Consider the following 19,335-nt stretch of genomic DNA (forward strand, 5'->3'; position numbering starts at 1 on the left):
GATAAGTTATGTATCGAGCGGCTTTCAATACGGTTTGCTTGTAAACAAAAATGAAAGAAGGAGCAAGCAAATCGCTCCTTCTCCCGTTCCCCTATGTCTTTACATTACCCTCTTTAGTTGGTCGATCAACTCCGACAGCTCGTACATTTCGCGGATCTTGCTGGTCGCCGACCACTCTGAATCTGCAATATACTCGACAATTTGAATGAGTAATTGCTTTGCTTCCATACTGAGCGTCCTACTTCCTACGAAATAATTATTCTGAATCAATGCCTCCGATAGCGACAATGCTTTCCCCTCTTCGTTGGCATCCTCAACAGAGTTTTTGATAATCGTCGAGATCAGTACCGAATCGGGTATTCGCAATGCTTTTGACAGTTGCAGGAGTTTTTTGATCGTCGGACTTATACGTTCGCCGCTCTCCAATCGATGAATATACGACTGGCTTGCTCCGCTTGCATCCTCCAAATCTTTTAGCGACATATTCCTCAGCTTCCTGTAATGCTTTAGCAACAACCCAAAGTCTCCCGCACCATTTCGCTCGTTATCTTCCCTGCTCCGACTATCCGCGATAGATCTCTTTTCCATTCTGCCCCTCCTCGCTGATATTTCTCAAAATACGAGAATCCTTGTTCGTATTGTTGTTGTATTATAAGCACATCAGCACTCAAGCATAATTGAGCGAAGTGAGCACAATATTTTTAGGCTTATCCCTTTTCCCGATTTCCCTGCCCTTTCAATACGGTTGCCTTCATAACGGGATGAAAAATAAAAAGGACATCTCTCCGTTTCAATGGATTCGATGTCCTCGTTTCGCATTGCAATAGCAGGGGATTGGAAGTAGGATTCGGCGGGAGAACGACAGAAAGAGCAGTGAATATGACGAAGTTGAAGTTTATTCAGGAGTTATCCACACAGAATGCTGTGAATTTTGTGGATAATATCCCCGTTATCCCTGACCTTAATTAAAACGGCACAATTACACGAATATATTTAAAATTTTACAAATATAAATCCGCTGATTATAATGATTACTTAACCCGCAAAAAATTTAACGAAGGGCGGAACATAATGCAAATGGAAGTGTTTGCGAAACATTCACATTAAACAATCCATTCCGAATACAATGAGACGTGATATACAGTCACCCCTTCTTGACCCCTTGCCCTTGTCGCATAGGGCTTTTTTATTTCGACGAATAGGTCTTGGAAATAATGGGTAAATTGTAAGCTGGTAATTTTTCCAATATAGGAGGAACATTAAATTGTCAAAGCAAATGATTCTAAATTATGAGTACAAGCCAAAACAGCCGGAGCTGTGCAAAAATTGCATATGGGGCTGTTGGGATGGGATGAAACAGTATTGTCCCAAGCTTACATGCATTAAGAAATCCCTGTAAGCATCCCTGTAAGCCCAAAACGCTGAAAAAATGGGTTTACGCCGTGCTTCCCTTGTGTCAATGCACATAGGCTGTTGCTGTGATTCAATATCACGCCATATACAAACTTCAGGAGGAATGATATGAACAATTTCACTTTTTATGCAATGCCCACCTACACCCGCGACCATGACGCTTATTGCAAACAAATGTATGATTGGCACATGAAAATGCAACATTACCGTGAGCAACAAAGAGCGTATCACCTTGAGCAAGCAAGGCATTTTCAGAAGCTTACAGGTGAAAAAGCTAATGTCTCACCCGACAACACTGGCGTTGCCTGAACTGGAACATTTAACATGGAGCGAAGTCCTGAACAAGCACCAGCGGAAACGATTTGCAACGATATTTGTAAGAACTTTGAAAGGGGTGTGATAAGCCGAATACAAAAATGAACCTCCCCGTAGCGAGCGGCGGGGTATCAAAAGGCATTTACTCAAAAAAACTTATACGCTACACGAAGCGAAGAATTAGATCCGCTAAGATAAATAAGGCGGGGAGAAATCCCCGCTTCACCTAATACGTTTTCAATCCCATGTCGCAATGTAAATTCCCTCGACAAGCATGGATGATAGGTTTTCTTGCCGTTCCGATTCATTTAGAAAGGCCAGGTAAAGGTTTACTTCGTGTCATTTGCTCTTGATGATAAAGCTCAATACAATCCAGAATACGCTCGAATCCTTGGCGACACGGCTCGTTCGAGTATGCCTCCTCATGTAAATGCTCGACCAAATCGGCATCTTTTATCGTATACAGCATATCGATATACTCCAGTTCAACCTGCCTAAGCCGAATTTCGAAATATTTTGCAAGCCCCAAACTCATGCCAAATGCCATCGCTTTCCTCCACTCACCCTCTTCAACGGCGACATTTCCAGCCATCTCCCCTGTTAAACTTACTCCGCTTCTTTCAGCAGTCATTTACATTTGCCTCCCTTTCTGCACCAAATCTCCAATCCCCTATAATGTTCTCTTGTGAACATGATTGAAAAAATGAAAAACACTCAGTCATTTTGACCGAGCGTTCGAAAAAACCAGCTATACAGTTACGGGATTGATTAATAATTAATGGAAACATATTGTTCGACTCCTGATTGGTATCGTACAAATATCATACCGACCAATGCACAAGTTCGTCAACAAAAAGCGTATTTTGTTACATTCTAAACGATATAAGAGTTGGGGATGAAAGAAAGGGGGAAACGCTAACTCTTATAGCCACCAATTTAATTGATTTTGCTTGCGTTCACAGATGCCAAGAAACCTTATTTTGTGCGGATTCCGAGCCAATTGTTTCTTAGGTTGTCCCGTTCATGCATGTACATTGCTTGTATACTGTTCACAAAGCAACTTAATTGACTTAATGACTTCGCCGCTACTCTTGCCCCGATTTATCGTATCACCGACGATTACAAACAGGTCTGTCTTGCTCAAAGTTCACTTCTGCATGCTTTAGCAGTAATTTGAATCCCTGATTTTCACCATGGATTCCGGTAATAAAAACTTTCTCATTACTCCCTCCCAGCAAATCCGCCGCGATACTGATGTCTAACCAGAACCTTTTCCTTAGTCATTTCCATAATCATAATCGTAATCTGGTTCCTCTTCGACAGTCTTTGAAAAAACAGGATCATCTATTACAATTTCCACTTCTTCATAACCAATTAATTTCAAATCACAGTATCTGCAATGAACTTCTGTAGCGTCATAAAAATAAGTATATACAGAATGCCAAGGATTATCTTCGCTTTCTCCCTCATACTTTTTGTCATTAAATTCCCCGTATGCTATAGCATCATTATTACATGCTGGACAAGGTATCAATTCCTCGTTATCATCTACGTCATAAATAATATGAGGGCGGTCAAATTTATACTTTTCTCTATACATAATTCTGCAAGCTTCCACCCTTGATTCAACAACAGTTTTAAGAGTAGCCGAATGATCAGCAATAATTTTCAAAGCTCGTATTGCTTCATCACGTCCTATCCACTCTTCTAATTTTTTTCCTTGAAACTCAAGCAGAGTCACACAGATTTCCCAAAATGGAGGGAGAATTAAATCTAATTTAAGTCCATCAAACGGTAACAATCCAGAGTGCAGTTCTGCATTTCTTTTGTTTGCCAGCGACATACAGAAATCTTTTTTCTTTTGATCGAATTTGGGAATTGACAGATGTACTTGCAATCGTTCGAAAACCGTTTTGGCTTGTATAGTTTTGAAATCGTCATGATTTTTGTAACCACAGGCGACCAATAATCCTTTGGGGTCGTTTGGATCTACTACTAATGATGGATGAACAAATGCCAGTGTTGCTTTACCTAAGAGTTCTAAAGATAAACTGGCCCATAACAAAAATTCTGACATGTCGGAATCATTTCTCTTTGAAATTCCTTTATTAATAAAAAGCTTGGATTTGTTGTATAGATCCAAATATTCAAGTCCCATAACTATCTCTCCTTTATCGATACTCTGAGAAGTAATCTGTCGTTATCTATCATATTACTTTTTCCTCTTCCATGTAAAAATCTCCAATTATCCAAGATCAAAAGATCTCCGAAGTTCCATTTCACTTCATAGAGATCTCTTGGACAAATTAAATTATCGATTTTAGTTAATAGTTCCGTTCCCTCTGATGATGTTGCTTTCATGCAATCTCTATCTAATCTAAAATAGTATTTACGTTGATGGCAATTATATATGGTTGTTAAAAAACTATACCTTCCATTAATAACCTTAAATAGCACATTAGCTAATCCAAATCGAAGCTCTCTATCGTTATTGAAAAGATTTTTGGTATCATAAAGATATGTCGGTCTATCTCCGGAACCTGGGTTTAATGAATATAACAATATATATCTTACAGGTACTTTAAAGTAAGCAGTATCAGTATGCAGAGGAAAGCTATTTAGCCCGTGATTTCTACTCAGCGAATTTTTATGTGCATCTTCCTTTTCTTTAGGAGAGAGGCGATCAATAACCTTCGCCCCCGACCTTGTTCCAACAGGTATACCAATTTGTTTAGATATAGCTATTAGCTCTTCTTCAATCAGGTCAGGAGCATTTAGTTTGATGTAGCCTACTTCTTCAAGTTCTTTAATTGAGATTCTAACCATAGCCGCACCCCAACACCAATTCGTTAAATCAACACATATCGCACTGCATGGGATAGTGCTGATTGTAGATAAAAATTAATCGAGAAGTTACAGCGTTCACCAGATACTAACATCATATACAAAAAAAGAAGGTTAGGAAACCCTAACCCCCGACCGTTTATTTCTTGTTTACCGTAACCCAATTGCCATCACCATATTCAAAATTAATAGTATATCCATTCCCTTCCATATACTCTTGGAGGGCTTGTTCCCATTTTACTCCATTGACTTGAAAATTGACGTCCTTGAGGTTGACCGTGACGGAGTTGTAGTAGTATTCCTCGGCTTTCACAACTTCGTCGGCAAGAAAATACAATACCAACGATACAAAATTCTCATGTCTGTCTACCCACGTTCTCCTCTCCGTCTTTTTCTCTCCAATTTGAAATCTCAATTTGATTGCTTCAATTGCCAAAATGCTGTTTCTTTCATCCAGCGAGCGAAACAAGTAGCAAACTGAACATTCCGCACATGCCGCGTTATAAAGGTTGAATGCCAATTCGATGAGACTGCGAGTGCCGCTTGTAAGCCATGGCTCGTTGAATACTTCCAGCCGAATAGAGTTTTCTTCAAAATCGTAGATCGACTCTACGTTTTTGTAAAGTGAGTCGTTTCCCGAAAGCACAAAAAACAATGATCGTCTCTCAATGTCGTTGTCATTAATTCTGGCCCTTTTGCAAAGCTCGGCGAATCTTTCTTCATGCTTGATGTTCAAAAACTGATACATATTGAAGTACCTCCTTATTTTCGTTTTTATCTTATATGCATGCTTGTTCCATACATGCACTTTAAGGCAAAGACAGGTGTTGATCTGTACATAATCAGTCGATTTTTACTGTTTGAGATCTTTGACTGTCATTTTCTTTAGATTGTTTGCCCTGCCCCTTCGTTCGCCGTTTGTCTTTTGGTTTTTTGGCAATTGCGAATTCACTGGTTGATTTTGCAATGGCGGAGCTGACATGGCAGGTGGTGAATTAGGCAAACGGCTCGCTCCCCCCCTGTTACCGAAGAGCGTATAGATAATCTCTTCGATAACAGAGGGGAGTTAAATCACAACGCATGGCAGTATGGAGCCATCAGGTATCCGTGTCGAATTTAACCCCGAAAGCTTACGCTTTCCATCGCTCGTAGCTTTTTATCACTAACATGTCCAGGTCTGCTATTACCATGCTGACTACCAATGTCACTCACGATGCCCCCCACATCTCTTTCGAGAAACAGGACAGGTCAATCACCGATATTCTGGAAGTAAAAACGCCACCATCTAACGGCCAGTAAACTCGATGGTCAGTCGAGCGGTTGTTTTAATGTGATCTGCCTCAACACAGAGGTTTTTTAGTTTTGCGTCTGAAATCTCTTAAACAGACTATTGAGTTTTTTGAAAATTAAAATAAGCCTCCTTTCTGGAGACTTACCAAACTCAACGCCTATTCTCTTTCATCCACTTTTTTATGTCTCAAGCATTATTAAACCGATTTGGCGATTATATTTTCTGCTCATACCGTATAATATGAAACATAAGGTTTTTCTGTGGAGAAAGAGAGCTTGCTAAACACTAACTTGGCGGTTGGGTGTGATAAGCTCTCTTTTTTTAGTTTTTATATCATAGTAAGGATTGGTCGATTTGATAACGTGACAAGACTGTTAGACTCGCTTAATCAAAAAAAGAAAAAGACAGACCCGAATTGTTGGGATCTGCCTTTTTCAATTTTAGCTTACAAGGAAGCTTGTTCTGCTTCGACTTTTACGAAGCGATTCAGTTCAATAATGTAGTACCAACCGTGCTTCGCCATGTCCTCTCTGATTTCCGATTCATCGGTTTGTAAATGATCCGCCAAATACTCAAGGATCTGAAATTCTTCTTTCCGCAATTCGGCGTTTAAAAACTTTGCTCGTTCGTCCGCCGCGAGCCTTTTAAGCTGATGGTACATTAATGAACCTCCCTTGGTTTTTAATCCTTTTATGCTATGCGGAAAGACAGGGATCATGCGAAATGCAGGGCTTCGTTAATTGAGAGCCAACCACCGTGGAAGTTAGGGGATAGGGGATAGGGGATAAGCAGTCTCGTCAATAACGTTTTCTCGGCAACACTATTGGAATTTATTTATTATTATGGTTTCTTTTGATTGAACGCATTACGGTTTTGATATAAAATAAGAACAAATGTTTGTGCGAGGAGAGAGAGAGTCTGATATTTTGTCATGAGCAAACGCCTATGATACAGCAGACCATATAATAAAACAGGTTGAGCAAGGGCGATGTTGAAATCTCTAAATAAAGGAGAATGCCTATCGGTCAAAATCAAAACGGATGTCCTTCAATCGGATTTCATCTTTAAGTTAGGAGGCGTTAAGCTATGGAGAAACTGATTATGTATAAAAATTACTTTTTCTTCCTTCGCCCAGTGAATCTCGACATGTACGACACGGAATTCGAGATTTATGACTTGGGTGGCACAAACATCGGAAGTACGGTTTGGGGAATCAAGAATGGAACAAAGCTTTTTTCGTCTGAGACGGAAAAAGACGATTTCATGGAGTGGCTTCAGATAGAAGCTCATAAGATTGAAGCAATGCTGAAATTTGCCTTGGAATTCAATTGTCCGGTCGAAAATGCCGATCAACTCGATCTTTCAACAGATAAAATCGTCCAGATCATGAAGACGAAATGGTCGATTCCGCCGGAAATCATGGATGCGGTATTGCCATAATAAAACGAAAACAGAGCTGTTTCGCGGCTCTGTTTTTGTTTGTTTGGAAATGATCCGAGGTAATAGTTGTGTATATTATGCATAACAATTGTGTACGAAATTATACTTTTGACATAACTATTTCACAACTTTTGTGCATGAGTTCATATATTAGGCATAACTCTTATGTAAAAGTTATGCAAAAGATGCATAACTTTTGCGTATAACCTGCACAAGTGTTGTGCAACTTTGAATGTAACGACAGATGGATTAGTCGAATATAAGCATGAAACGCACCGATAATTTTCCATTTAAAGTCATTACAAAAAAAAGAAGACAGATCCCGCAAAGTGTTTCGGATCTGTCTTTTGTATTCACCAAGCATTCCGGATTGCTTGGTAAAAAGATACAATGTAAATTGATTTCCACTTTTTCAAGACAACCCTGACAATTTCCCATAATACATATGTTGCCGCCGCTCCCCCAACGGCGTATAGCAACGTATTTGCCAGAGTCCACAGTATCGCCTTGTGCATCATGATGATGACAATGCCTGCGACCAAAACAGAAGTTCCCGATACCTTTCTGATGCGGGGCATTTTTAGCAAGGATGCCACGCCTATTTTCCAGTTTTTTTGCTGTCTAACCGCACCAAAAATCGGCATAATCAGAATCACAACCAGCATTAATTTCGGCACATAATGTAATACAAAGGAAACGATAACCCCTGCAAGCAACGATATGAGCAAAAGCCCGACAAACATACTCATTAATTTTCTGATCATTTCAAATCAGTCTCCTTTTTCATTAATGTCCCTGCAAATATTTTTCCTTGTTCTCAAAATGAATGCTTGGATTCGCCTGTGTATTCGTTCTGAATATTATAGATTTGAATCGCCATCGTAATAACGGAGGAAATCAGGGAGTGGGAGTTTGAGGAATGGGATTTAGAATGTAACGGCATTAAAAAGAGGAAAAATTAACCCCCTGAAATATCCATCCAGGAGGTTTAGTGGGACTTTATTTTAACGTGACAGCATCAATGCGAGCCTGAAGAGCCGTTTTTTCAGGAGTATCGGCAAGGCATTGACCGCATCAATGGCTCTTTGCTTGTAGATTGCTTTCGGGAATCGCTCAAACAACTTCACCGCATTGGTTGCCTTGTTCAATGCGAGCTGTGCACTTTGATCGGCTACGTTTTGGTTGAAATTGTTTTTCAGTTTATCAGCTCGTTCCTGCAAATCGGCTACATTGCCTCTGTTCACCTGATTCGCTTTGATATCCGTTGGAAGAGCCGCGAGCTTGTTCAGTGCAGTCAGGATGTTCGAGCGACTTGGATACTTTTCAGCTCGAACGACTGCATTTGTCACATCCGTTAAGAGCAAGTTTGCTTTTGCATCTTTGATCGCTTGTTCAATAGCATCCAAGCGAGCTTGCAAATCCGTTTTCGCTTGACCATCGGGTAAAGCATTAACCTTCGCTCTCGCGGCATTGATTGTGGATTGCGTTTTCGCTGTTTCTGCAAAATCAATGGCGGCAGTCGCACGATCCAAAGCGACTTGTGCGTTGATTGCTTGCTGAACGGCATCCAAGCGATTAAGCAATTCCGTCTTAGTTTGACCATCAGGCAAGGCATTGACCATTGCTTTCGCGGCATCGACAGCGGCTTGTGTTTTCAGACTTTCCGCATTCAGTGCCTCAGAAGTGGCATCGGCAATCGCTTGATCCAATGTCTTTTGAATATCGATGGCTTGCTGTACAGCATTCAAACGATTGAGCAAATCCGTTTTCGTTTGACCATCCGGCATTGCATTCACCATTGCTTTCGCGGCATCAAGAGCCGCTTGCGTTTTCACCGTTTCCACATATGCGACTGCGGAAGTCGCATCGGCAGGAAGTGTGATAACGACGACTCCTCCATCAACTGATTTCGAGATTGATGTATCGATGACTTGCTGGATAACATCCAAGCGACTTAGCAAATCCGTTTTCGTTTGACCATCCGGCATTGCATTGACTTTGGCTTTCGCCGCATCGACAGCCGCTTGCGTCTTGACGATTTCGGCATTTTCTACTGCGACAGTCGCATCATCTAACGCCGTTTGTGCGTCGATCTCTTGTTGAACCACATTCAGACGATTGAGTAAATCCGTTTTCGCTTGGCTGTTCGGCAGTGCGTTGACCAGCGAAATAGCTGCGTCCACATCGGCTTGTGATGCCGTCGATTCAGCTTTGGCAACCTCGTTTGTCACATTGGTGGTAACAGTTTGGTTTAACATCGTGAAAGCTTGAGCCGCGACCCCGCTTGTATTGCCTGCATTGTCCACGGTTTTCACCTGTACCGTATAACTGCCATCCGTTAACGTGAGCGGCGAGACATATGCTGTCCAAGCTCCCCCATTCACAGAAACAAACGTTTTGCTCACTCCGGACTGTGCATCCGTCCCCGGTTGAATCGTCAACACATTGTTGCTGACCGAGATGATCGGTGTCGTTGGCGGCGTTTTGTCAATATTCGTCACGCTGTAGGAGCTTTCTGCACTCCAGTTACCAGCGGCATCTTGCGAACGAGCGTATACAGTTCCGTTTTGCGTCATCGTCACCGTGCCGCTGTAATTTTGCCACGCTCCGTTATCGATGCGGTACTGCCTAACAACTGCATCATTCGGGTATTGAATCGTGACATGGACATCTCCATTTGTCGGAAAGAATTGATCGAAAATAAATCGATATTGTGTTGTAGCCGCATGAGACGTAACGGCAAATTCGGGCATAATCGGGACAATTGCACTAACTACCAGTGTAGCTACGGCTACGGGCAAACTCCATTTTTTGAGTTGTTTTATCATGTTTTTCTCACTCCTTCACTTTTCTATGTTTCTTTGGATTATAGCTTTGTCCGAAATGAAATATTCTTGAAAGGCAGGGCTATGGGGAGTAAGGGGATAGGGTTTGAAATGTAACGGTATTGAATGGAGAAAACAAAAAAGAGCGAGATGGTTAATCACGCTCTTTCGTCATTTTGCTTTTGAGGATTTCTCAGGTCGTTAATGGCTTGATCGGCCAATCCTTTTTGAAGCCGCTCAATCACATATAAAGTCTCCAGATCATAATGCTCTTCTCCGCAAGAAGAGCATCTGCACCCATTGATATTCGCACTCACGATACCATACACCCCAACATCAACTTCAAGAATCGCATTCGGCACATCCTTGCAACCGCACATCACACATTGCTTGATTTTGACCAATCGCTCCGCCCCCTGATTTTATATCGCCGAACTCGATTCAATAACTGGGGTGAAATCGTCAATGCATTTTCCATATATCTCAATGCTTACCAAGTGCTTTGCCATGCGAATCACCTCATCAACAATTTTATCAAACATGCCACAAGGCAAAGGATCAGAAGAGTATTCATCCCCCGACCTCTTTTTGCCATATTCTGTTATTGAACGATTGAAGATTTGATGTCGTCGCTATCCGCCCCGCGAACACGAATCACAATAGTCTTCTCATCACACAAGAAGTTTGCCGTTCGAGGTTTGTCATAGCTCCCATAAAAGTAAGGATACGAATTTACCTTTATTTGGTAGTCGCTATCCCTTGCCGTTTCATTTATAAAAATCTTCCTTGTTGTCTCTAAATTGAAAGCATTATGCACAGGCATCTCATACGTTTGAACCAAATCATCCCAGGACCCTGACTCCGATGGGTTATTCAGCGTATACGTAACATGGTTTCCGTATCCATCAGTGAATGGCATCTCGACGTATAGTGTTCTTGGAGAGGTGACGTGGCTTCCGAGAGTTGGCGACACGGTTTTTCCACTACATGTGCTGTACCATGGCTTCGGCGAAGCACTGTATACGTTAGTTTTGTAATGCGTGACGAACTTGATTTCAAAGCCATAACCCGCTTTGACTTGACCAGGCTGATTAAGGATGTCAATCCAACCGTCTCCGCCGTATTTGTCCTGCGTCAGTTTGCTCCTAAAGAGAACTTTCGTAATCTGGTATCTCTCATAATAATTAACCGTCTGCGTATAACTGTGGGTCGAATCCGTCACGCAATAGTGAAATGTATAGCATCCGTACTTGCCGCATGAAGTCCAGCTTTGCAAATGGCCATAATATTCGTAGATGTAATGAGTCGTTGTCCACATATTCTGCGTGTGTGTGGTCAAACATGCACGGGGCGTACTACTTGTTTGATGACCCATCACGGAGTTGGTAGCAACGTTATCCAAATACGGATTGTTGGTGTCTGGACTCATTTCGATCCATCGTCTCGGTGCAGGATTAATCTCTATCGTGAACGCATTCTCCGTGCCATTTTGACTGTTATAAATCGCCACATTCGGCACTGTCCATGAGATCGGGAAATCTTGATTTGCTGGCATCGTTACTGTTTCGCTCTTAATTACCGATCCGTAGCGGTTCTTGATTTGAATGACGACATCTTTTTCTTGGTTTTCGGGATTGATGCTGTTCGCAATAAAATTAAACGTCAGCGTCTCATAAGATGTCGAGTTCGGTGAAATGATTGATGACGGCTTAATTTCAAAATTGCTTACGCTAAAGTTGTTTTTCGATCTCCAAGTTTTCGAAGCATCATCGTTAGTCGGATCGGAACTTTGATTACCGTATTGCGGCGACTTGTTGAACCAGTAAATGCCGTAATCGACTTTGATGGTTGGTACAGTTGGCGTGATTGCGTTTCTGAGTTCAATCACAACGGTATCACCTTCACCCATCAAGGTTTCGGTTGCTTCAACTTTGTCAAATTGTTTGTAGACCGTGCCAGTGTCCGTAGCATTCACATACAGGGCGGCGAATGGATTGTAGTAATTACCGCGTTCGCCAACAGGTGTGTTACCTTTGAACTTCTTCACGGTAAAGCGAAATCCGTAGGTTTTATAAGGAACAACGTCATTCGTCACTTTACCCGTTGTTTCATCGATGAGCTGAATCGCTTCCGGCACAACCCCAATATCTTCCGGCTTGACTTGGAACCGAAGTCTGCCGATATTATCATCCGCATACGAATCGTCGCCTTTCAAATAGAACCCTTGCGATATAGCGGCGGCGTAGACGAATTCGTTTTTCAGTTCCGAACTGGATGTGGGAACAGTGAATTCCCAGGTTTGGACGTTGGTATTGTTTGAATCGTTGTCGTCCTTGGTTTTATCAAATGTGACTGAACCGCCGTAAGGAATAGAATATATTCGCGTTGCCGGATCGACGTTGATTCCAGGAATGACGTTTTCATCAGGTCCGGTCGTCCATTTGCCGTCAATGTGCCAATCATCATCAATAGCTTCCATGGAACGCATACGTATTGGTGTAGTGTAATCTGTAGGATGATTGCCCAATCCGTCCACGATCATGTTTTTGACGGTTGCTGTCACGACATAGGTCTTGCCTCGTTCAACTTCCTGATTGTTGATTTGCCAGTGAGTTGTCGTGTCGCTGTTGTCGTCTGCATTTCGTGTCATTAAGCCAACAACTTTGCCCGTATTTTTTTCCGTGACCTTCATTTCAGTGATTCTCAGATTCGGCTGAGGTGGAGATTTTAGTACAAAGCTTGCATAATAGCCGTTGGTTTGGAACCCCGTGACGACTCCAGTGCTTTGACTCGGGTCATTATGCAAAGTGAATTTACGTGCCCAATCTGCCGCATCGTCCCACAAATCCATGTCCGATCTGCGGAGATCAGGGTTCGCCGGAAAAAGGTATTTGATGAAAAGTTGTACTTTTCGTTCGAATTTTGCCCATTCAGCAGGATTATTTGGATCGTAATCCGCATCGTAATTTGTTTTTACAGTTTTCCCGTGTTTCCACGGCTCATCAATCCAAGCCAGTTTCGCTGGTTGCCAATCCGAGTCGAACTTTACGGGAAAGTCGGCAGGAAAATATGGATTGTCGATAGGGTATCCCAGACCGTATCCAGCATATCGGAACTCCAGCATTTTCCCATACAAATCAGAGAAATTATCATTAGTAAACTTTGTAGTTCCTGATGTTCCAAGCACACCGCCAGCCTGTGAAAGAACTCGTTCAAAACTTTCTTTTGATTGTTTCCCTGGTTCCACCGCACCCCATTTCAAATTTTGCCATAGATAATATTGCCCAGGTTTAACAAGTTGGTAATAATTCGTATTATTGCGTCTTACGTTGTTCTCGTACATTTGCGTAAGATCCATATTAGCATTGTTTTGCAATACAGGATCAGGTTGGGTAATAGAGTACCAAAGAAACTTATTTTGGAAGTTTTGCTCCCATATCTTTTCTATATTCCGATCTTTGTACCATTGATACTGAGGAGCTGATGGATTAAAAGTGATGTAAGTTGGCAAATCTTTCGATGGATCTCGCACTTGATGTCCATTACCATCGTCCCAATGAGCTGTTGCTAAAAAGTTGCTTCCAAATCCAGCCGCCGCATGAGTTGTAATAACATCTTCATTTTTGCTTGAAAAACAGGCAAATAGAACTAACAAAACACTTGCAAGCGTAACAGTAATTATTCTTTTCATGATCCCCCTCCTGATTTCGTTTGTATCTTGTATCTTGATTATGTTTCCAGAAGTCAAGTTCGACTATGGCTTTTTTGTTCTACCACGTCGAAGCTTCTGATGTGTTATATGCAACTTTTTGTGCAAAAAAAAGAGGCGATATCGCCTCCCTTGTCAAAAATCCTTTTATTCCAGATCGAGTTTCTTGCCCTTCGAACTGATGTACACTTGAACGCCTCCAGGGGGTGTCTGGATTAAGACTTCGTGGTCATCGATTATAAATTTTTTATTCAGATATTCGCTTACATCTTTCCCCATATACCCGTCATCAATAATATGAAACAGTTTGTCGTTTGTGTCAGGTAAAAAGAAGCGGAATACCTCTCTGGTGATATAAGGTGTCTTGTTTAGTGGACTATCTTCTATCAGGGATCCATACCAGCCGTATAAAACAATAGTTCTATACGAGCTACCTCCTGAAACGCCAATTGCCGCCAATTCCGGTTGAATACCCCCATATGGATTAAAAAACTCTCCATTTACAAAACCAAGTTCGTTTTTCAGGATTTCCGCATCTTTCACTGGATCCCAAGTCGCTGTGGACTTCACCAACGGGGGATTCCATCCGGAAGGAGTCTTGTATGAGGGAAGATCCAGCTCCCCTGTTGCCTTCGTCGGAGTAGTCTTCTCATCTCCATTCGGGATATTTGGCAAACTGGACGAATCTGTAGGCTCCTGTGGTCTTGCCAATAGTTCGCCCTTCCCATTGTCGAAAAGATTCTTGATAAACTGCACAGCTTCGGCTCGGGTCAAAGTGCCGTTACCATTAAAAGATGAAATCGTCAGCTTGTTTTGATCGGTTCCCGAAGCAAGCTGATTGCCATACAAGTAACGAATTGCGTCGTTGCCGTCGAAATTAACCCCTTGCGAAGCTGAGATCAACTCAGCAACCCGAAGCCGCGTAATCGCCTTACCCCTAACCCCAACATCCGCTCCGCCTGCAACGGGATAGTTCAATTTCGCCGCGAAATCGTAGTATCCGTCTGCCCAATGCCCCTGCTTACTTGCGGTTATGTCGGGCTTGTATGAACGGATTAGCATGGCGAGGAACTCCGCTTCCGAAACGTTTTGATTAGGCTTAAACGTTCCATCAGGATAACCGGAAACCATCTTTTTTTCGACAGCCCATTCAATTGTATTTTCTGCCCAATGCCCTTTGAGATCGGGGAATTCATGATTTTGTTGTGCGTATGCGGCAATTGCAATCGTAGTGCTGATTATTGTGACAAGTGCAATTGATATTGCTTTTTTCAACATTTGTTCCACTCTCCTTCACTTGTTTTTCATCAATTTTAATATTGGATTGTACTTGGATAAATAGCTTTTAAGTCGGACTCTGTTTTAGTTGCCTCGAACACAATAAGAGAGAACAAAAGAGAGGCGGTTAGTGCCTCTCTTTTTTGCTACTATCCGTTCAATTCAGGTCGATTTTCTTACCCTTCTGGCTAATATATATCTGAACGCCTCCAGGTGGTGTCTGGATTAAAATTTCATGATCATCAATTACAATTTTTTTGTTTACATACTCGCCTACGTCCTCCCCCATGAAACCATCGTCTAAGATGTGAAACAGCTTGTCGTTAGTTCCTGGTAGATAAAAACGCAGAATTTCTCGGACGATATAAGGAGTCTTATTCTCTGGACTATCTTCTGTCAACGAACCATACCAGCCATACAAGACAATTTCCGAGTAGATTCCTCCCCCAGTCACACTTAAAGCGGCTGTATTTTCTTTGCCGCAATAAGGGCTAAAATACCAGCCCTCTCCAAGACCAAGTTCCTTTTTCAAAGTTTCATGGTCTTTCGCAGGATCCCAAGTCGCTGTTGACTGAATCAGTGGCGGCTTCCAATCATCAGCAACCTTATACCGCAAATCCTGTTCTCCCAAAACCATCGTAGCCATCATAGATGGGGTAGGGCAAGGAGTCGGCTTAATTGTAGGAAGTATTCCTGGCGGCATGACTACCGGAGGTTGTCCGATGAATACATATTCCCTATTTTCTTTTTTTTCAAAATCCATCGAATACTTTAAGATGTCGCTGAGAAAATAAACCGAAACGTAGAGTTTCCACTTGATCATTTTGGGCTTCGGAATTTTCAGGCCGTCTTCAGTTGCAAAGGAACTGTTCACAGCAATTGAAATCTTCTTACCATCTCTTAACCTTATAATCCCTGACTTGTTTGTGTCATTCCATTCGAACTTATCGCCCATGCCTTCAACCACAGTTTGAATAGGCACATGCGGAGCATAGTCACTGAAATCTGGTTGATTCTGATCGTCTGTTATTAGGTGTCCATCAACGTAAAACCAAGAAGTGCGTTCTTGTGAAGGAGGCACTTTGGACGTTTCTGGAGGTTTCTGGGCGAACTCTCCATTTGCCCAATGAAGTGAGTAATTTTTGTACCAGACATTTGGTAATTTGTATCCTCCGCCTCTTACTGTTATATTCGCCTTTGAATATGAGACATCCCTATCTTTCATTACAATCTCATCAAGAAGCATCTTTATTGTTTCTTCCGATTCCGGCATACCCACCATTTTTAATGCTTTGACAAAGAATGCAAGATCTTTTTCATTAGGGGTACCAGTGTAATCAAACGACCAGGTATCAAAAGAAAATGGAGTGCCAACCTGGATCTCATCATAGCCATACGAGGCTATCAGTAAGCCATCTTTCCAGATACCGATGTTGTACTCTTCATCTGTTGTGGTAAATTTAAACGATGTGTGCATTTTCTTGTTAAGCGACTCAAAGCGTTCGAGTATTGTACTATTTAAACCTTCTGATGTGCCTAAGTCCTGGCAAGACTTTAGTTGTTCGCCGTTTTTAAAAGCCTTTGCTCTCTCGATTAAGACAGCCGCAGATTCTCTGGCAAGTTTTCCTGTCGGATTATAGTTTTCCATATAGTCGCCCTTGTCGTTATACGCACCGCAAGCCAGATTTTTTTCGAAGAGAAACCGAATAGCTTTTGATTTCACTCCACCTATTTCCTTGTTGAGTAGGAGATAAATGACTCTGGCCGCTTCGCCGCGTGTGATTTCAGCGTCTCGTAGGTATGGCCGACCACCTAAATCACTAAAATAAAGGATTCCAAGCTTTTTCGCGGCATAATCATAATAAGGGTCTGCCCCATGTTGATTTGCAGGCAATTCAGGTTCACCGTATAGGGCTTCAACTGCATCCCTCATAAATTCGGCGTGGGTCACATACTTGCTTTCGCTATTATTTGTTGCGTGGACAGAAGAGAGTGGCTCAACAAAGAGTGCCACCATTAATAGCAATAAACCAAGCTTCTTCATCGAAAAGTCTCCTCCTGTTTGCAAGATGACACGTCTATGTATTCTCTTGTTTGACGACGATGCAACTGGTTTTGCATCGCGATTAGGTTTGACCAATATTCGATAGGCTCGTGATGAACATGAATTTCCAATAAACTTGTTATAACCTCGTTAATGAGCCAACGATCTGCATCATTTAATGAAGATTTCATTTTGATCACCCATGGATTGTATAAGCTTATCGACCATTTCCTCAATCCTCCCCGTTCGCTTATGCCACTGAAACAGAAAGCTGTTTAAGTCTTTGTTGAACTCCTTGATTGCATGACCCTCAACCCTGTTGTTGATCATCTCTTCGCTAATACTGAGCAAATCAATCAACTCTTGTTTTGCTGGCTTCTTGTTCGTATCGTGAAACAAAGCGGAAATCACTGTATCTACAATTCCCCCAATCCCAAACTCCTTTCGTCTCTCGAAATAGTGATGAAAGGTTTCTCTATCCTGAAGTAAGTACATTGCAACGAATCGCCTTGCCTGATGATGGTTATCGACCATTGCAATGATATCTTCGATTAATTGATCCGGAAATAGATGGTTTTGCAATTCCTGCAAATAGCCCACAAAGAATTTCTGGTCGAATTCCACTGTTTAAGCCACCTCATGAATAATGAATCTCTCCAATGGTTCAGCATCAATCTTTTGCAAAGACAACACTCCGAGAATCAGTTCAAGAACGAATTTTAGTGTCACGATCCATGTTCTGCCTTTACGATAATACCAGTTATCGCTTTCTTTCATGTTGTCTGCGATTAATACATACCTGTAGTTTAGCCCCGATTCCTGCTTGTAGGCTTGAAAAGTCTCGACAACGAAATGGGAATATGGCATTTTGGTCAATATTTCTTTGACCCGTTCGTTCTCGCACCAGATTTCAAGTTTTTTCGATTTTTGACCGAGGATTTGGAACGAAATCAAACGATTATCAATCAATATTTCGCGTTTTCGCAGAAACAATCGATTGAACAACGCTGGCAATGTCGGCACCTCCTTCGCATCCAACTATCTACTCGATCGCAACAAAAATTATTGAACAAGGTAGCTCTTTTTCAACATCATTCCAGCCCCCTCAGTTTATAGAACTTTTTCAATGACCCGCTCGATTTCAACGATATCCCCTGACCTTGTTCCTAAAACCGCCTTTCCATCGACAATCACCGTAAATTCTTCTCCATCTACGATCTCGTCAACTTTTCCCTCAACAGCTCGCTCTATCTCTTTCTTCACTTCATCCGAAACGTCAATTTTAAATGTAATCATGCTAATCTCTCCCCCTTTCTCATAATCGACTTCGGTTAGCCCTTGCTTATATGCGTTGCTCAAAATAGATACCAATCTGGTATTGCCGTCGAATGAGACTCTCTTGCAAAAGTCGCAGAAGAAGTGCGGAACATTGTTGACGACAATTTTGGATTCAAAGACGAATTGTTCGGTTGTACCAATCCGATGCTCCGCTTCCTTACCACAAATGCAAGGCGTTCTTTTCCTCATCTCAACCATATTCTAATCTTCATAAAAATCTCATTCGACTTTGGATCTGGCTTTTTGCTTCAATTTCTTGATTACAAGCCCATTTTGCCTTGGGACGGCAATAAACTCATCGCCAACATGGAGATTAGCTTGATTCAAGATAGCCGTTGGAACAACAAAAACGCATTCATCTGTAGTGTCCGCAATCGGAATAATCCGATGGTAATAATCCACCTTTTGCTCTTCATTCATTCTTCTTTCTCCCTTCCAGTAATGGATTTAGAACAACATGGTTCTAAGGTAGTAGCCTATTACAAGACCCCCAATAAGCATTACCAGATCGGCAATAATTTCAATGATTAAGTTTTGAACGAAACGTTTTTGTGTGAATTTGTTTAGTTGATCTTGAAAAAGTTTTCTCAAGAGTGTTTGCATCTTAATCGTCTCCTTTTTTTGTGTGCGAGTGCCTGACTATTTTTCTGAGGTCTTTTTCATGTCCTCTGGAGAGGAGGAGTTGCGTTGACTTGTTTGAGCAAACCTTAATGTCTGCAATAGCGTTAATGCATACTCTTGATTGAGTTCATCCAACGTCAAGAAAACAGAGTTTAGTTCAGCAATTTTGTCCACTTGTCTTTTCAATTGTGTCATGAACGCTTAACACCTCCGAAAA

At 41.8% G+C, this 19,335-nt stretch carries 19 protein-coding genes; 2 read left to right on the plus strand and 17 right to left on the minus strand.

Going from position 1 to position 19,335, the window contains the following annotated elements; translation table 11 throughout:
- Positions 1-99: 99 nt before the first annotated feature.
- Entirely contained in the window at positions 100-588 is a 489-nt protein-coding gene (locus tag MYS68_RS27790) for a helix-turn-helix domain-containing protein (RefSeq protein WP_248928940.1), read from the minus strand.
- A 933-nt stretch (positions 589-1,521) separates the two neighbouring features.
- On the opposite strand from MYS68_RS27790, the gene MYS68_RS27795 reads away from it, so the two are divergent.
- Positions 1,522-1,722 carry a hypothetical protein gene (locus MYS68_RS27795; protein ID WP_248928941.1) on the plus strand — a complete coding sequence of 67 codons (201 nt, stop codon included), beginning with the start codon at positions 1,522-1,524 and terminating at the stop codon, positions 1,720-1,722.
- A 310-nt stretch (positions 1,723-2,032) separates the two neighbouring features.
- Here the strand turns inward: MYS68_RS27795 and MYS68_RS27800 are convergent, their stop codons facing one another.
- The 5 genes from MYS68_RS27800 to MYS68_RS27820 all read right to left on the minus strand — a co-directional run bounded on the left by MYS68_RS27800 (position 2,033) and on the right by MYS68_RS27820 (position 6,524).
- Positions 2,033-2,359, minus strand: coding sequence for a hypothetical protein (locus MYS68_RS27800; protein ID WP_248928942.1), 327 nt, complete (start codon positions 2,357-2,359; stop codon positions 2,033-2,035).
- 645 nt (positions 2,360-3,004) lie between these two features.
- Entirely contained in the window at positions 3,005-3,886 is an 882-nt protein-coding gene (locus tag MYS68_RS27805) for a hypothetical protein (protein WP_248928943.1), read from the minus strand.
- Positions 3,887-3,888: 2 nt separating this feature from the next.
- The gene (locus MYS68_RS27810; RefSeq protein WP_248928944.1) at positions 3,889-4,554 is read right to left on the minus strand and encodes a TauD/TfdA family dioxygenase; all 666 of its coding nucleotides are present in this window, start codon (positions 4,552-4,554) and stop codon (positions 3,889-3,891) included.
- A 157-nt stretch (positions 4,555-4,711) separates the two neighbouring features.
- Positions 4,712-5,320, minus strand: a complete 609-nt coding sequence (locus MYS68_RS27815) for a DUF6075 family protein (RefSeq protein WP_248928945.1) — start codon at positions 5,318-5,320, stop codon at positions 4,712-4,714.
- 988 nt (positions 5,321-6,308) lie between these two features.
- Positions 6,309-6,524 (minus strand): hypothetical protein, encoded by a 216-nt coding sequence (locus MYS68_RS27820; protein ID WP_248928946.1) that lies wholly within the window; start codon positions 6,522-6,524, stop codon positions 6,309-6,311.
- A 425-nt stretch (positions 6,525-6,949) separates the two neighbouring features.
- Between MYS68_RS27820 and MYS68_RS27825 the strand changes: the two genes are divergently transcribed.
- Positions 6,950-7,303, plus strand: a complete 354-nt coding sequence (locus tag MYS68_RS27825) for a hypothetical protein (protein WP_248928947.1) — start codon at positions 6,950-6,952, stop codon at positions 7,301-7,303.
- 353 nt (positions 7,304-7,656) lie between these two features.
- Here the strand turns inward: MYS68_RS27825 and MYS68_RS27830 are convergent, their stop codons facing one another.
- From MYS68_RS27830 to MYS68_RS27880, 11 genes are all read right to left on the minus strand, one after another.
- Positions 7,657-8,067 carry a hypothetical protein gene (locus MYS68_RS27830; protein WP_248928948.1) on the minus strand — a complete coding sequence of 137 codons (411 nt, stop codon included), beginning with the start codon at positions 8,065-8,067 and terminating at the stop codon, positions 7,657-7,659.
- A gap of 240 nt (positions 8,068-8,307) precedes the next feature.
- On the minus strand, positions 8,308-10,131 hold the full coding sequence (locus MYS68_RS27835) for an OmpL47-type beta-barrel domain-containing protein (protein WP_248928949.1): 1,824 nt from the start codon (positions 10,129-10,131) through the stop codon (positions 8,308-8,310).
- Between the two features lie 155 nt (positions 10,132-10,286).
- Positions 10,287-10,532, minus strand: coding sequence for a hypothetical protein (locus tag MYS68_RS27840; RefSeq protein WP_248928950.1), 246 nt, complete (start codon positions 10,530-10,532; stop codon positions 10,287-10,289).
- Between the two features lie 197 nt (positions 10,533-10,729).
- Positions 10,730-13,819 (minus strand): hypothetical protein, encoded by a 3,090-nt coding sequence (locus tag MYS68_RS27845; RefSeq protein ID WP_248928951.1) that lies wholly within the window; start codon positions 13,817-13,819, stop codon positions 10,730-10,732.
- A 165-nt stretch (positions 13,820-13,984) separates the two neighbouring features.
- Positions 13,985-15,115: an S-layer homology domain-containing protein gene (locus MYS68_RS27850; RefSeq protein ID WP_248928952.1), complete on the minus strand. Its 1,131-nt coding sequence runs from the start codon at positions 15,113-15,115 to the stop codon at positions 13,985-13,987.
- A 157-nt stretch (positions 15,116-15,272) separates the two neighbouring features.
- A complete protein-coding gene (locus MYS68_RS27855; protein WP_248928953.1) occupies positions 15,273-17,159 on the minus strand; it encodes a stalk domain-containing protein in 1,887 nt (628 codons plus the stop codon).
- Positions 17,160-17,330: 171 nt separating this feature from the next.
- Positions 17,331-17,783, minus strand: a complete 453-nt coding sequence (locus MYS68_RS27860) for a hypothetical protein (protein WP_248928954.1) — start codon at positions 17,781-17,783, stop codon at positions 17,331-17,333.
- Between the two features lie 3 nt (positions 17,784-17,786).
- On the minus strand, positions 17,787-18,173 hold the full coding sequence (locus MYS68_RS27865; RefSeq protein WP_248928955.1) for a hypothetical protein: 387 nt from the start codon (positions 18,171-18,173) through the stop codon (positions 17,787-17,789).
- A 96-nt stretch (positions 18,174-18,269) separates the two neighbouring features.
- Positions 18,270-18,455: a hypothetical protein gene (locus MYS68_RS27870; protein ID WP_248928956.1), complete on the minus strand. Its 186-nt coding sequence runs from the start codon at positions 18,453-18,455 to the stop codon at positions 18,270-18,272.
- Positions 18,456-18,716: 261 nt separating this feature from the next.
- Positions 18,717-18,917, minus strand: coding sequence for an AbrB/MazE/SpoVT family DNA-binding domain-containing protein (locus MYS68_RS27875; protein ID WP_041050643.1), 201 nt, complete (start codon positions 18,915-18,917; stop codon positions 18,717-18,719).
- A gap of 219 nt (positions 18,918-19,136) precedes the next feature.
- On the minus strand, positions 19,137-19,313 hold the full coding sequence (locus MYS68_RS27880) for a hypothetical protein (RefSeq protein ID WP_156158177.1): 177 nt from the start codon (positions 19,311-19,313) through the stop codon (positions 19,137-19,139).
- Positions 19,314-19,335: the final 22 nt, after the last annotated feature.

Origin of the sequence: Paenibacillus hamazuiensis, assembly GCF_023276405.1 — a bacterium.
Taxonomy (GTDB): domain Bacteria; phylum Bacillota; class Bacilli; order Paenibacillales; family NBRC-103111; genus Paenibacillus_AF; species Paenibacillus_AF hamazuiensis.